At 56.9% G+C, this 13,827-nt stretch carries 19 protein-coding genes and 1 tRNA gene; 12 read left to right on the plus strand and 8 right to left on the minus strand.

The genetic code is table 11. The features are described from left to right. The first annotated feature begins 15 nt into the window (after nt 1-15). Complete coding sequence (locus ACZZ0A_RS06635) at nt 16-1,044, plus strand: nucleoside hydrolase (protein WP_007949847.1); 1,029 nt, start codon at nt 16-18, stop codon at nt 1,042-1,044. Nucleotides 1,045-1,076: 32 nt separating this feature from the next. On the opposite strand, the gene ACZZ0A_RS06640 is transcribed toward ACZZ0A_RS06635, so the two are convergent. Beyond that, nucleotides 1,077-1,289: a hypothetical protein gene (locus ACZZ0A_RS06640; protein ID WP_007913484.1), complete on the minus strand. Its 213-nt coding sequence runs from the start codon at nt 1,287-1,289 to the stop codon at nt 1,077-1,079. A gap of 131 nt (nt 1,290-1,420) precedes the next feature. Between ACZZ0A_RS06640 and ACZZ0A_RS06645 the strand changes: the two genes are divergently transcribed. Next, nucleotides 1,421-1,726, plus strand: a complete 306-nt coding sequence (locus ACZZ0A_RS06645; RefSeq protein ID WP_007913485.1) for a hypothetical protein — start codon at nt 1,421-1,423, stop codon at nt 1,724-1,726. A gap of 169 nt (nt 1,727-1,895) precedes the next feature. After that, entirely contained in the window at nt 1,896-2,213 is a 318-nt protein-coding gene (locus ACZZ0A_RS06650; protein WP_007913486.1) for an I78 family peptidase inhibitor, read from the plus strand. A 72-nt stretch (nt 2,214-2,285) separates the two neighbouring features. On the opposite strand, the gene ACZZ0A_RS06655 is transcribed toward ACZZ0A_RS06650, so the two are convergent. Both ACZZ0A_RS06655 and ACZZ0A_RS06660 read right to left on the minus strand, forming a co-directional pair. After that, nucleotides 2,286-2,498: a cold-shock protein gene (locus ACZZ0A_RS06655; protein WP_003179963.1), complete on the minus strand. Its 213-nt coding sequence runs from the start codon at nt 2,496-2,498 to the stop codon at nt 2,286-2,288. A gap of 288 nt (nt 2,499-2,786) precedes the next feature. Further along, nucleotides 2,787-3,089 (minus strand): hypothetical protein, encoded by a 303-nt coding sequence (locus tag ACZZ0A_RS06660; RefSeq protein ID WP_095111728.1) that lies wholly within the window; start codon nt 3,087-3,089, stop codon nt 2,787-2,789. A gap of 371 nt (nt 3,090-3,460) precedes the next feature. On the opposite strand from ACZZ0A_RS06660, the gene thrS reads away from it, so the two are divergent. From thrS to ACZZ0A_RS06705, 9 genes are all read left to right on the plus strand, one after another. Next, on the plus strand, nt 3,461-5,383 hold the full coding sequence (gene thrS / locus ACZZ0A_RS06665) for a threonine--tRNA ligase (RefSeq protein WP_007913488.1): 1,923 nt from the start codon (nt 3,461-3,463) through the stop codon (nt 5,381-5,383). Continuing rightward, nucleotides 5,383-5,934, plus strand: coding sequence for a translation initiation factor IF-3 (infC, locus tag ACZZ0A_RS06670; protein ID WP_171057393.1), 552 nt, complete (start codon nt 5,383-5,385; stop codon nt 5,932-5,934). The genes thrS and infC overlap by 1 nt, the downstream gene beginning before the upstream one ends. 60 nt (nt 5,935-5,994) lie before the next feature. Next, nucleotides 5,995-6,189, plus strand: coding sequence for a 50S ribosomal protein L35 (rpmI, locus tag ACZZ0A_RS06675; RefSeq protein ID WP_002553160.1), 195 nt, complete (start codon nt 5,995-5,997; stop codon nt 6,187-6,189). A gap of 28 nt (nt 6,190-6,217) precedes the next feature. Further along, entirely contained in the window at nt 6,218-6,574 is a 357-nt protein-coding gene (rplT, locus tag ACZZ0A_RS06680; protein ID WP_007913489.1) for a 50S ribosomal protein L20, read from the plus strand. 109 nt (nt 6,575-6,683) lie between these two features. Next, nucleotides 6,684-7,700, plus strand: coding sequence for a phenylalanine--tRNA ligase subunit alpha (gene pheS, locus ACZZ0A_RS06685; RefSeq protein WP_003226365.1), 1,017 nt, complete (start codon nt 6,684-6,686; stop codon nt 7,698-7,700). Between the two features lie 26 nt (nt 7,701-7,726). Further along, complete coding sequence (pheT, locus tag ACZZ0A_RS06690) at nt 7,727-10,105, plus strand: phenylalanine--tRNA ligase subunit beta (RefSeq protein WP_463542680.1); 2,379 nt, start codon at nt 7,727-7,729, stop codon at nt 10,103-10,105. Between the two features lie 3 nt (nt 10,106-10,108). After that, nucleotides 10,109-10,411, plus strand: coding sequence for an integration host factor subunit alpha (gene ihfA, locus ACZZ0A_RS06695; protein ID WP_002553164.1), 303 nt, complete (start codon nt 10,109-10,111; stop codon nt 10,409-10,411). After that, on the plus strand, nt 10,392-10,748 hold the full coding sequence (locus ACZZ0A_RS06700; protein WP_003179985.1) for a MerR family transcriptional regulator: 357 nt from the start codon (nt 10,392-10,394) through the stop codon (nt 10,746-10,748). The genes ihfA and ACZZ0A_RS06700 overlap by 20 nt, the downstream gene beginning before the upstream one ends. 88 nt (nt 10,749-10,836) lie before the next feature. Further along, a tRNA-Pro gene (locus tag ACZZ0A_RS06705) sits at nt 10,837-10,913 on the plus strand. A gap of 82 nt (nt 10,914-10,995) precedes the next feature. On the opposite strand, the gene ACZZ0A_RS06710 is transcribed toward ACZZ0A_RS06705, so the two are convergent. From ACZZ0A_RS06710 to ACZZ0A_RS06730, 5 genes are all read right to left on the minus strand, one after another. Beyond that, nucleotides 10,996-12,147 (minus strand): tyrosine-type recombinase/integrase, encoded by a 1,152-nt coding sequence (locus tag ACZZ0A_RS06710; protein WP_463544078.1) that lies wholly within the window; start codon nt 12,145-12,147, stop codon nt 10,996-10,998. Then, entirely contained in the window at nt 12,048-12,464 is a 417-nt protein-coding gene (locus ACZZ0A_RS06715; RefSeq protein ID WP_397478964.1) for a hypothetical protein, read from the minus strand. The genes ACZZ0A_RS06710 and ACZZ0A_RS06715 overlap by 100 nt, the downstream gene beginning before the upstream one ends. Before the next feature lie 36 nt (nt 12,465-12,500). After that, entirely contained in the window at nt 12,501-12,704 is a 204-nt protein-coding gene (locus ACZZ0A_RS06720; RefSeq protein WP_463542681.1) for a hypothetical protein, read from the minus strand. A gap of 54 nt (nt 12,705-12,758) precedes the next feature. Next, complete coding sequence (locus ACZZ0A_RS06725; protein WP_463542682.1) at nt 12,759-13,151, minus strand: hypothetical protein; 393 nt, start codon at nt 13,149-13,151, stop codon at nt 12,759-12,761. Nucleotides 13,152-13,448: 297 nt separating this feature from the next. Further along, nucleotides 13,449-13,787 (minus strand): hypothetical protein, encoded by a 339-nt coding sequence (locus tag ACZZ0A_RS06730; protein WP_463542683.1) that lies wholly within the window; start codon nt 13,785-13,787, stop codon nt 13,449-13,451. Nucleotides 13,788-13,827: the final 40 nt, after the last annotated feature.

Here is a 13,827-nt window from a genome sequence, read left to right on the forward strand (position 1 = left end):
CACAAGGAATGCGCCATGCAACGCTATGCTCAGAAACTGCATCAATTCATCCGGAGCTTTCTGCTTTTGTCCGTAATCACTGCCACCGGCGCCCAGGCGGCGGAGAAAATCGACCTGATTATCGACACCGACCCGGGTGCCGATGATGTGGTTGCCTTGCTGTTCGCCCTGGCCTCGCCGGACGAGCTGAACATTCGCGCGCTGACCACCGTGGCCGGCAATGTGCGCCTCGACAAGACGTCGCGTAACGCACGACTGGCTCGCGAGTGGGCAGGGCGCGAAGACGTACCGGTTTATGCCGGTGCGCCGAAGCCGCTGATGCGCACCCCTATCTACGCCGAGAACATCCATGGCAAGGAAGGCCTGTCGGGTGTCACCGTGCACGAACCGAAAAAGGGTCTGGCTGAAGGTAATGCCGTCAACTATCTGATCGATACCCTGAAAAAAGCCAAGCCGCACAGCATCACCATCGCCATGCTCGGGCCGCAGACCAACCTGGCGCTGGCGCTGATCCAGGAGCCTGAAATCGTTCAGGGCATCAAGGAAGTGGTGATCATGGGCGGTGCGCACTTCAACGGAGGCAACATCACCCCAGTGGCCGAGTTCAACCTGTTTGCTGACCCGCAAGCGGCTGAAGTCGTGTTGAAAAGCGGCGTGAAACTGACTTACCTGCCGCTGGACGTGACCCACAAGATCCTCACCAGTGATGCACGCCTGAAACAAATCGCTGCACTGAACAACAACGCGAGCAAGATTGTCGGCGACATTCTCAACGAGTACATCAAAGGCGATATGGAACACTACGGTATTCCGGGTGGCCCGGTGCATGACGCGACCGTTGTGGCTTATCTGCTCAAGCCGGAACTGTTCACCGGTCGTTCGGTGAATGTTGTGGTGGATAGTCGTGAAGGGCCGACTTTTGGTCAGACCATCGTCGATTGGTACGACGGCCTGAAGGCACCCAAGAACGCCTTTTGGGTTGAAAATGGCGATGCTCAGGGTTTCTTTGACTTGCTGACCGAGCGTCTGAAGCGTCTGAAGTAAATCATTCGCCCGCAGGTGCCAGCCTGCGGGTTTTATCCCTTCTCTGCGTGTTTATGCGCGACCTGTTCGGTCGGGTAACGCTCGAAAATCTGCTTGATGAAGTGCTTGGCCGCTTCAGTGCCCAACTCCTTGACCAATAGATCGATACCAATCAGCGCAAGCTCCTCGGTGGTTCCCGGGCTGTAAGAGCTGTGTCCGTCTGTCCATTTGGCATTAATGGCGGCGTCGATGCTGATGGTGGTCATGAGAGCGCTCGAAAAGTCGGAAGATCATGGATTCGAGTTAACCATTTTGTCGGGCATTTGGCACTGCGACTTAGGCATGAACGGAGCGCTATGCGACACTTGGTATTTCAAGGCTTTCCAAGGACCGTTCTGTGCAGATCGATTTGAATACCCCTGACGGCCTCACGCTCGATGCGGTGCGCCAGTTGCTCGCTTCGGCCAGCGATGACGAACACACGCAACTGCGCGTGACCAAGGGCGGTATCGCTTACATTTCTTCCGGCGTTACCGGTGGGCAGGATATCGACGGTTTGCTGTTTCGCCTGGAAACCTGGGCCAAGGGTTCAGGGTATGTGGGCAATGTCGCGGCCAGTGATGAGGTGTGGGTGATGCAGATTTTCAACGCGCTGAAGGACAACTGGCCGAATCCACCGTATGACTACATCGACGTCTACTGAGCGCCGTTAATATTCAGTCACGATTGATTGATGAATAGACGCATGCCGCTCAGGCACACTCGGCGTTTTTCCAATCGTGGGGCAGGGTGATGGCCTTGGCCGTGAAACCAAACGCCGGAATGGCGGTCGCACGATCTCAGCTTAACTATTTTGAAAACAAGGAGGCTTCATGCCTTTGAAGTTCGCGACACTGGGTGCACTTATGGCCGCCGCCATGTTGGCCGGTTGCAGCACGACCTCCAGCGAGTCGGCAAAGGAATCTGCGGCGACCGAAGCCGGTCACAGCCGCTGTGAAGCCACGGCGGCGGAGTTCGCCATTGGCAAGAAAGCTTCGCCAGAGCTGCTGGAGCAGGCGCGCAACAAAGCCGGGGCGCAGAATGCCCGCTTCCTCAAGCCGAATGACATGATCACGCTCGAGTACCGCTCGGATCGCTTGAATCTGAACACCGACAACAACCTGGTGATCACACGCGTCAACTGCGGCTGATCAGCGAAGGCTTTTGTTGCAGGCATAAAAAACCCCGTCACATGGACGGGGTTTTTTTAGTGCGCGCAGAAATTACTCTGGGCGAACCTGTGCAGCTTGCATACCCTTTTGGCCTTTCTCAGCCACGAAGGAGACGGTCTGGCCTTCTTTCAGGCTTTTGAAACCGTCGGATTCGATAGCTTTGAAGTGTACGAACAGGTCGTCACCGCCACCTTGAGGAGTGATGAAGCCGAAGCCTTTTTCATCGTTGAACCACTTAACGGTGCCGGTTTGGCGATTAGACATGGTGTATCTCCAAGAAACATATATTTTTCAGTACTGTGCTGCTCAGGCCAACTGGGCACACCCGGGTATCATAGTCGAAATGTTCGCTTTGGTAGCCCCCCGGACGTGCTGTTTGCCAATCAGTCGTGTTTTCTTTACTGCCTGATTCGGCTGAAAGCCCCGGTTTACAAGGCTTTTGGCAGAACGTAAAGACAATAAAAAAACCTGTAAAACCTGCATAAATCGTCTGAAAAGGCTCAAAATCAGCCCGTTTCAGGGGCGCTGAGCCGGGTCAGAAAGGTGTTTTGATCACTTTTTCGCCGGTGTATTTGCCTTGCATTTGGCAATTTGACCCAGTGCTTTTTGCTGCAGTTCTGGGGAGGCCTTATTGTCCATCAGCGCCTGAATGTCGGCGGCAGGATAGGACTTGATGGCATCAGCACCACAAGCACAGTGCGATTTGGCTGCAGCAGCGCCAATTTGCGGAGTTGCCGCTTGGGTGCACTGCGCCATGTACTTCTCACGCTCGCCCTTCGGCCAGTCGGCGTGGGCGCTCAGCGGTAGCAGCATAACGATAGGGGCGACGACGGCGAACAGGGTATTCAGACGCATGCGAGGATGCTCCTTGTGGGTCAATGTCTTGTTATCTGAGGGCTGAAGGGGCCATCAAGTTCATCACTCTGGCATAAAAACGGACGATTTGCCTTCTGGCAAAACAGAGGCATAAGTGACCGCTCATCTGTGCTAGCATGCCGGGCTCAAGCGTTCTCAGGCTCCGGCAGACCTTCAGTCCCGGCAGCGGTCAACGTACGAATATTTCGATTTGAATCCCAGTCACTCTGGTTCGGTTTTCCGGTTGGCCGCAAGGCTCCTGCCGCTGTAAGGCAGGCGTTCGTCATTGAATGGCCTGGATCGGATCTTGTACTGGCTCATCCCAACCCACGTGACCTTTGGTAGGGGTCACCACTAGGAGAGGAGGCGCCATGCCAACTATTACTCTTCCCGACGGCAGTCAACGTTCATTCGATCACCCGGTTTCCGTAGCCGAGGTCGCCGCATCCATTGGTGCCGGTCTGGCCAAAGCCACTCTGGCCGGCAAGGTCAATGGCCAACTGGTCGACGCCAGCGACATCATCAGCAGCGACGCGACCCTGCAAATCATCACGCCAAAGGATGAAGAGGGGCTGGAGATCATTCGTCACTCTTGCGCCCACCTGGTTGGCCACGCGGTCAAGCAGTTGTACCCGACTGCGAAGATGGTCATCGGGCCGGTCATCGACGAAGGCTTCTATTACGATATCGCCTTCGAGCGTCCTTTCACGCCGGACGACATGGCTGCTATCGAGCAGCGCATGCAGCAGCTGATCGAGAAAGATTACGACGTCATCAAGAAAGTCACTCCGCGTGCTGAAGTGATCGAAGTGTTCAAGGCCCGCGGCGAAGACTACAAGCTGCGTCTGGTCGAGGACATGCCGAACGAGCAGGCCATGGGCCTGTACTATCACGAAGAATACGTCGATATGTGCCGCGGTCCGCACGTGCCGAACACCCGCTTCCTGAAATCCTTCAAGCTGACCAAACTGTCCGGTGCCTACTGGCGCGGCGACGCCAAGAACGAGCAATTGCAGCGCGTTTACGGCACCGCTTGGGCAGACAAAAAGCAGCTGGCGGCTTACATCCAGCGCATTGAAGAAGCTGAAAAACGCGATCACCGCAAGATCGGCAAGCGTCTGGGCCTGTTCCACACCCAGGAAGAATCCCCGGGCATGGTGTTCTGGCACCCGAACGGCTGGACTCTGTACCAGGTGCTCGAGCAATACATGCGCAAGATCCAGCGCGATAACGGCTACCTTGAAATCAAGACTCCTCAAGTCGTTGACCGCAGCCTGTGGGAGAAATCCGGGCACTGGGCCAACTACGCCGACAACATGTTCACCACCCAGTCGGAAAACCGCGACTACGCCATCAAGCCAATGAACTGCCCATGCCACGTGCAGGTGTTCAACCAAGGCCTGAAGAGCTACCGCGAACTGCCGATGCGTCTGGCCGAGTTCGGTGCCTGCCACCGTAACGAGCCATCGGGTGCGCTGCACGGCATCATGCGCGTACGTGCGTTTACTCAGGACGACGCCCACATCTTCTGCACTGAAGAGCAGATGCAGGCCGAATCCGCAGCGTTCATCAAGCTGACCATGGACGTTTATCGTGACTTCGGCTTTACCGATGTCGAGATGAAACTGTCCACTCGTCCGGAAAAACGCGTCGGTTCCGACGAACTGTGGGATCGCGCTGAAGCCGCACTGGCTGCAGCCCTTGATTCTGCGGGCCTGCCGTACGATCTGCAGCCGGGTGAGGGTGCATTCTACGGTCCGAAGATCGAATTCTCGCTGAAAGACTGCCTCGGCCGCGTCTGGCAATGTGGTACTCTGCAGCTCGATTTTAACCTGCCTGTCCGTTTGGGCGCTGAATACGTCTCTGAAGACAACAGCCGCAAACACCCAGTGATGTTGCACCGTGCGATCCTCGGTTCCTTCGAGCGTTTTGTCGGGATTCTGATCGAGCACTACGAAGGTGCGTTCCCTGCCTGGCTCGCGCCAACGCAGGCGGTGATCATGAATATCACTGATAAACAGGCAGATTTTGTTGCAGAAGTTGAAAAAACTCTCAACGAAAGCGGATTTCGTGCCAAGTCCGACTTGAGAAATGAAAAGATCGGCTTTAAAATCCGCGAGCATACTTTGCTCAAGGTTCCCTATCTTTTGGTTATCGGAGATAAGGAAGTCGAGATGCAGACTGTCGCTGTGCGTACTCGTGAAGGTGCTGACCTGGGCTCGATGCCCGTCGCCCAGTTCGCTGAGTTTCTCGCGCAAGCGGTTTCCCGGCGTGGTCGCCCAGATTCGGAGTAATTATTATTAAGCGTGAAATGAGACAAGATAAACGAGCTGCACCGAAAGCCCCGATCAACGAGAATATCTCGGCACGCGAGGTTCGGTTAATTGGCGCTGATGGCGAGCAGATTGGCATCGTCTCGATTGATGAAGCGCTTCGTATTGCTGAAGAAGCAAAGCTTGATCTGGTGGAAATCTCCGCAGACGCAATCCCACCGGTTTGCCGTGTGATGGATTACGGCAAATCGATCTTCGAAAAGAAGAAGCAGGTTGCCGCGGCGAAGAAGAACCAGAAGCAGATTCAGGTAAAAGAAATCAAGTTTCGTCCAGGGACGGAGGAAGGGGATTACCAGGTAAAACTGCGCAACCTGGTACGTTTCCTGAGTGATGGGGACAGGGCCAAGGTATCCTTGCGATTCCGCGGCCGTGAGATGGCCCACCAGGAGCTGGGGATGGAACTCCTCAAGCGGGTTGAAGCTGACCTGCTCGAGTACGGTTCGGTCGAACAGCATCCTAAGATGGAAGGACGCCAGCTGATCATGGTCATCGCCCCGAAAAAGAAGAAGTAATCAACAGGGCACGGCAGGCCTTCTGATTATGTTTATCAACTGAATGCGGAGTATCCGAACATGCCAAAAATGAAAACCAAAAGTGGTGCTGCTAAGCGGTTTCTGAAAACTGCTAACGGTATCAAGCACAAGCACGCTTTCAAGAGCCACATCCTGACTAAAATGTCGACCAAGCGTAAGCGTCAACTGCGCGGTAGCAGCTTGCTGCATCCGTCTGACGTAGCAAAAGTCGAGCGCATGCTGCGCCTTCGTTAATTTTAGTCAAGAATAGAGGAAGTAACTCATGGCTCGTGTAAAGCGTGGCGTCATTGCCCGTAAGCGTCACAAAAAAATTCTGAAACTTGCTAAAGGCTACTACGGCGCACGCTCCCGCGTATTCCGTGTTGCCAAGCAAGCGGTAATCAAGGCAGGCCAATACGCCTACCGTGACCGTCGTCAGAAAAAACGTCAGTTCCGCGCTCTGTGGATCGCTCGTATCAACGCTGGTGCTCGTGTTAACGGTCTGTCCTACAGCCGTTTCATCGCTGGCCTGAAAAAAGCGTCCATCGAGATCGACCGTAAGGTTCTGGCTGATCTGGCAGTGAACGAAAAAGCGGTGTTTGCTGCGATTGTCGAGAAAGCTAAAGCCACCTTGGCTTAAGTACCCCCGACAATCACCCGGCCTCACTTCCGTGGGGCCAGGTGGTAAACGTCTTAAATAGGGGAAGAGCCTTCAAGCTCTTCCCCTATTTTGTATCTGGAGTCTGTACATGGAAAACCTGGATGCGCTGGTCTCTCAAGCACTAGAGGCTGTGCAAAGCGCTGAAGATATCAATGCCCTGGAGCAAATCCGGGTTCAATACCTTGGCAAAAAGGGTGAATTGACTCAGGTGATGAAGACCCTGGGGAATTTGCCGGCAGAAGAGCGTCCGCAAGTCGGTGCGCTGATCAACGTTGCCAAGGAACGTGTTACAGGCGTTCTCAATGCGCGCATGGCTCTGTTTGAAGAAGCCGAACTGGCTGCCAAACTGTCTGCCGAATCCATTGACGTGACATTGCCGGGCCGTGGCCAGACCTCCGGTGGTCTGCATCCGGTGACCCGGACTCTGGAACGCGTAGAGCAGTTCTTCACCCGTATCGGCTACGGCATTGCCGAAGGCCCTGAGGTCGAAGACGACTATCACAACTTTGAAGCGCTCAACATCCCAGGCCATCACCCGGCCCGGTCGATGCATGACACCTTCTATTTCAATGCCAACATGCTGCTGCGCACCCATACCTCGCCGGTACAGGTCCGCACCATGGAATCGAAGCAGCCGCCGATCCGCATCGTCTGCCCAGGCCGCGTGTATCGCAGTGACTCCGATATCACTCACTCGCCGATGTTCCACCAGGTCGAAGGCCTGCTGGTTGATCGCGACATCAATTTTGCCGATCTCAAAGGCACCATCGAAGAATTCCTGCGGGTGTTCTTCGAAAAAGAGCTGGCCGTACGTTTCCGTCCTTCGTACTTCCCGTTCACCGAACCATCCGCTGAAGTCGACATGGAATGCGTGATGTGCAGCGGTAAAGGCTGCCGTGTCTGCAAGCAAACCGGCTGGCTGGAAGTGATGGGCTGCGGCATGGTTCACCCCAACGTGCTGCGCATGTCCGGCATCGACCCGGAAGAGTTCTCCGGCTTTGCTTTCGGCATGGGCGTCGAGCGTCTGGCCATGCTCCGTTACGGCGTGAACGACTTGCGTCTGTTCTTCGACAACGACTTGCGGTTCCTCGCGCAATTTCGCTAGTCGTAACGAATTCTTAGGAGAGCAGGATGAAATTCAGTGAACAATGGCTGCGTGGCTGGGTTAGCCCGCAGGTAAATCGCGACGAGCTGGTTGCTCGTCTGTCGATGGCTGGCCTTGAGGTCGATAGCGTGACCCCGGCTGCCGGTGTTTTCAGCGGCGTGGTCGTGGGCGAGGTGCTGAGCACCGAGCAACACCCTGATGCCGACAAGTTGCGCGTGTGCCAGGTCAGCAATGGCGCGGAAACCTTCCAGGTCGTGTGCGGTGCGCCAAACGTGCGTCCGGGCCTGAAGATTCCGTTCGCCATGATTGGCGCTGAGCTGCCGGGCGACTTCAAGATCAAGAAAGCCAAACTGCGCGGCGTCGAGTCCAACGGCATGCTGTGCTCGCAAGCCGAGTTGCAGGTCGGTGAAGGCAACGACGGTCTGATGGAGCTGCCGGCTGATGCGCCGGTGGGCGAAGACTTCCGTGTGTATCTGGATCTGGAAGACGCCAGCATCGAGGTCGACCTGACCCCGAACCGCGGCGACTGCCTGTCCCTGGCTGGTCTGGCTCGTGAAGTCGGCGCGCTGTACGACGCGCCGGTGACCCGTCCGGTGGTCATGGCCACTCCTGCCGTGCACGACGAAGTGCGTTCGGTAGAAGTGCTGGCGCCTGCCGCGTGCCCACGTTACCTGGGCCGCGTTATCCGCAACGTTGATCTGTCCAGGCCGACGCCGCTGTGGATGGTTGAGCGTCTGCGTCGCGCTGACGTGCGCAGCATCGACGCTGCCGTCGACATCACCAATTACGTGATGCTCGAGCTGGGTCAGCCGCTGCACGCCTTCGATCTCGCCGAAATCAATGGCGGCATCCGTGTGCGCATGGCGGAAGAGGGCGAGAAGCTGGTGCTGCTCGACGGTCAGGAAGTCAGCCTGCGTAGCGATACGCTGGTGATCGCTGACCACACTCGCGCGCTGGCGATTGCCGGTGTGATGGGTGGTGAGCACAGTGGTGTTTCCGCGACCACTTGCGACGTATTTCTGGAAAGTGCGTTCTTCGATCAGATCGCAGTGGCGGGCAAGGCCCGTTCCTATGGCCTGCACACCGATGCTTCGCACCGCTACGAGCGTGGCGTCGATTGGCAACTGGCCCGTGAAGCCATGGAGCGCGCCACTGGCCTGCTGCTGGAAATCACTGGCGGTGAAGCCGGCCCGATCATCGAGACCGTCAGTGCGCAGCATCTGCCGTCGATCGCGCCGATCACTCTGCGTTCCCAGCGCATCACTCAGATGCTCGGTATGGAAATGGATTCCGCCCAGGTTGAGCGTTTGCTCGGCGGCCTGGGTCTTGGCATTGCTGCCGACGGTGAAGGCCAGTGGCGCGTAGAAGTGCCAAGCCATCGCTTCGACATCAGCCTGGAAGTCGATCTGATCGAAGAGCTGGCCCGTCTGTACGGCTACAACCGTCTGCCGGTTCGTTACCCGCAAGCGCGCCTGGCGCCGCAAGCCAAGGCTGAAGCGCGTAGCGATCTGCCGGAACTGCGTCGTCTGTTGGTAGCGCGTGGTTATCAGGAAGCGATCACTTACAGCTTCATCGATCCGCGTCAGTTCGAACTGTTCAACCCGGGCGTCGAGCCGCTGTTGCTGGCCAATCCGATCTCCAATGACATGGCCGCCATGCGTTCGTCGCTGTGGCCGGGTCTGGTCAAAGCGCTGCAGCACAACCTCAACCGCCAGCAAGATCGCGTGCGTCTGTTCGAAAGCGGTCTGCGCTTCGTTGGTCAGCTGGAAGGTCTGAAGCAAGAGCCGATGCTGTCCGGCGTGGTTTGCGGTAGCCGTCTGCCGGAAGGCTGGGCACAAGGTCGCGACACCGTCGATTTCTTCGATGTCAAAGCTGACGTGGAAGCGGTGCTGGGCTTTGCCGGTGCACTGGATTCGTTCACCTTCGCACCGGGCAAACACCCGGCGCTGCACCCGGGTCAAACCGCGCGCATCGAGCGCGAAGGGCGTGAAGTCGGCTTCATCGGTGCCATCCACCCGGAATTGTCGAAAGCCTTGGGTCTGGATCGTCCGGTCTTCGTTTTCGAACTGGTTCTGGCAGAAGTGGCACTCGGTAAAATGCCGAAATTCCATGAGTTGTCGCGCTTTCCTGAAGTGCGTCGTGACCTTGCACTGATTGCGCACAAAGACGTCGCGTCTGCAGCCGTACTGGACGTAATCCGTGAAAATGCAGGCGAATGGCTCACAGATCTCAGGCTGTTTGACGTGTATCAGGGTAAAGGTATTGATCCTGATAGAAAAAGCCTTGCAGTTGGCTTGACCTGGCAGCATCCATCGCGCACTCTTAATGACGATGAGGTGAATTCGACGACGCAAAATATCCTCACCTCGCTCGAACAAAGGTTGAACGCCACGTTAAGGAAGTGACGTATGGGGGCTTTGACGAAAGCTGAGATGGCGGAACGTCTGTATGAAGAGCTGGGCCTGAACAAGCGGGAAGCCAAGGAATTGGTAGAACTGTTTTTCGAGGAAATCAGGCACGCTCTTGAAGACAACGAGCAGGTCAAATTGTCCGGTTTCGGCAATTTCGACCTTCGGGACAAACGCCAGCGGCCTGGCCGCAACCCGAAAACGGGGGAAGAAATCCCGATCACGGCTCGCCGTGTGGTCACCTTTCGTCCAGGGCAGAAGTTGAAGGCCCGAGTTGAGGCTTATGCTGGAACCAAGTCATAACGACGAACTACCCGTCATCCCGGGCAAACGCTACTTCACCATCGGTGAAGTCAGCGAGCTGTGTGCCGTAAAGCCACACGTGCTGCGCTACTGGGAGCAGGAGTTTCCTCAACTCAACCCCGTCAAACGCCGCGGAAACCGCCGGTATTATCAGCGCCAGGACGTGCTGATGATCCGGCAGATCCGCGCGCTTCTTTACGATCAGGGTTTCACCATCGGCGGCGCACGACTGCGTTTGTCCGGCGATGAAGCCAAAGACGACACGACCCAATACAAGCAGATGATTCGGCAGATGATTGCCGAATTGGAAGATGTACTGGTGGTTCTCAAGAAATAAAAGCAGCGTTTGAATACTTCCAGTTTTCAAACGCTTGCGCTATATTCTTGAGCGTTCTTCGAGGTGAAGAACGAGTTGCAAGACCAGTCGGGGCGTAGCGCAGTCCGGTAGCGCACTAGCATGGGGTGCTAGGGGTCGAGTGTTCGAATCACTCCGTCCCGACCATATAATTCAATGACTTAGCCGCTTTCGAGCGGCTTTTTTGTTTCTGCCATAGTGACTTTCCGAGTGACCTTGGCATTTTCGATCATGCTTCCCTCCTTTTCAGAATCGTCAGCGCTGGTGCGCGCGAGTCGGTTGCTGATACCTTATTTGCCGCCGCAATGAGCTGATCCAACTCCGCTGCCGAGTAGTGGCTGGTGATGCTCCCGTTCTTGTGGCCGAGCAGCGCTTTGCGATCCTCCTCAGTCACGCCAGCCGCACGCAGCCTTCTCCCAAAGGTGTGCTTCAAGTCGTGAATTCGGATTCTGGCAAAGCCGTCATGTGCCGGCCGCAAGAATTTCTCCTGCCACTTCTTCGCCGCTCGGATCCGAGCCTTCTTCCAGGCCGAGTCATTCATGCGGTGAACCGTCGTTTCATTCCCATCACCATCTGGCTTGCCGAACGGGAACACGTAGAGCGGATGCTTGCCGCGCTGCTTCTCGATCACTGACTTGGCAACGTCATTCATTACGACCAGACGCTCGTCTCGGTTCTTCACGCCAGACCTGGCGCTCCTTCCCCCAAATCCCGCCGGTATCAGGAACACGCTCGTTCCCAGCTCCGGTACCGCAATCTCCCAATTCCACTGAAGCTTGCAAACTTCCTGCTCCCGGCAACCTGTATTGACCTTGAACATGGCCATTGTCTGAAGGTGCGCCGGGAGTTCGGCGAACAGGATCGACTGCTCTTCCCATGAAAGCGGGTAGGGCTTTCGGCTGTTTGTCTTCTCGTCCAGCAGGGAAATCATCGGCACCACATCCAGCAGCGGCCGTCGCTCCTCGTCTCGCCACTTTCGCGCGCAGAGGTTCAGCACACGGATGACCCGCTGAAGCGCGATATTCACTGTCCGGTTCGTGACTGGCTTCCCTACCGCTGGATTCAGCTTCGACTGGATGTAAGGCGCGAGGGCATCGTCGTCGATGTGGGTCAGCGGCATATCGCCAATGAACGGGTCGAGCTGCTCCATATAGGTGGCCGAGATGTGGATGGAAGCCTGATCCTTCACTTCCAGCAGGAAGCGAGTCGCCGCCTCCCGCCACGTCCTGACTCGTCGGACGCCGTACACCTTCTGCTGGCGCAACTGCTCCAGCTTGTGGATCAGGTACTGCTCTGCTTCGGTGCGGTTACAAGTGCCAGTACTCTCTTGAATTCGTTCTCCTCTGTACTTTTTGTCGATCTTCCAGATGCCGTTCGGCATTTGCTGGAGGCCGGTGATTGCTTTTTGGGCCACGGCGTTGCTCCTTTCTTCTTGCCCTGGCGCTCGCTGCGAGGGCGATTGTTGTCCTGATTGGCGGCCTTTTCAATTGCCATCGACTCGATGTAACGGTCGGCCCACTCGTCCAGCTCGAGACGGTCGAAGCCGATGCCCTGTTTCCCGATCGGGAATTCGCGAACGTTCGGGCGCACCGTTTTGTTGAATTCGTCCCGGCACATGCCGAGGTAGCCGTATGCCTCGCCGGCGCGAATGAAGCGCGGGAGGATGGGCGCGACCTGGGCCGCGCTTCGATTTGACATGTGGTGCTCCATGCCGCGCGTGGCGGCAGAAGGTGGTTATTCGGTGCGGAAGACTTCGGCTCGAACCGCGCGCCATTCCTGTTTTGTGGTAACCGGTTCGCGGCCAAACCATCGCTCTGCTTCTTTCGCGAGATCCTCGCGGGCCTGGCTCCATCCGCCACCGAGGCGAAGCGCCAGAACGCGCACCTGATCGCCGAGCGATTTGCACCGCCCGATCTTGGTTTCTGCGCAAATAAACATGCGTACACCTCGCCCGCCGTACACCGGCAGGCTGTTGAGTTGTCAATTTTTGGTTTACAACTGAATGAGTTCGGCGGGGACCTTCACTGCGGCGCCGCGCTTGGCGAAGACCACGGCGCGAAACACTGCGATAGTTCTGGTCTCGCCGGGCTGGCGGTTGAAAGGATCGTTGGTCATGTCGGCCAGCCAAGGGTGCCGGCGGCCAACATCGACCCAGACGCCGTACTTCGTGATCAGGTGCTCGGCGTCGGGCAGGGCGAAGAGATCTAGCTGACCGGTACCGGGCTGCTGATTACCCTCTATCGCGTTGATTGCCCAGTCCAGCGCCGGGCCGGTCAGTTCCTCTGTGCGGACGCTGACCATGCGGTTCATCGCGTAGCGCTCGATGCCTTCGGCGGCGATGGCGGAAATCCGAAGAACATCCGCCGCTTGCCTGTGTAGCCGCACTCTTGGCATCCGGCGGCCGGATGGGCGTTGTATCCGTAGCTGCAGCTTGAGCAGTCGCAGCTACAGCCTGAGCATTCCATTGTGCACTGCGCCTCCTGCTCGACCTCGTTGTCTCGGTTGATCAGGAAGTTGGAACGCCGATCCAGACGAAAGCCGGTGATTTTCTCGGCCTCCTCATAAGTGGATGGCTCTCTGCGGAAACCCCATTTGGCCGACGGGTCGGCAATGATGCGAGTGACTGTTCTCATCGCCACGGCCCCTTGTAGATGAGGTAGGCCATGTAGAGCGGGGCGAAGATCATGATGTCACCTCCTTGCGAGCGGCAATCACCGCGTCGGTTTGCTCGTCCAGATGGTGGCCGTTGATCACGATGTTGTCCGGCGTTAGCCCGGCGAACAGGCCGCCGTTATGGATGGTGTCGACATCAGCCTGCCGCAGCACCAGATAGCGGTTAGCGTTCCTGCGCAATGCTTCGTTCTCGGCGATCAGTGCCAGGACTGCTTTGGGGTTGGCGGACGCAGCGAAAGCCGCATCCTCTGCATTCAGCCCTATCGCCTCGAAGTCTGGGGCGGATATATACCCCCCGACCAGATCAGCATCCTCTGCCAGTTGTTTCAGTTTTGAATGGTCACTCATCCGATCACCGCCTTTATGGTCAGTACCAATGGAAGCCAGA

The sequence above is a fragment of the Pseudomonas sp. AC242 genome (genome assembly GCF_979258655.1).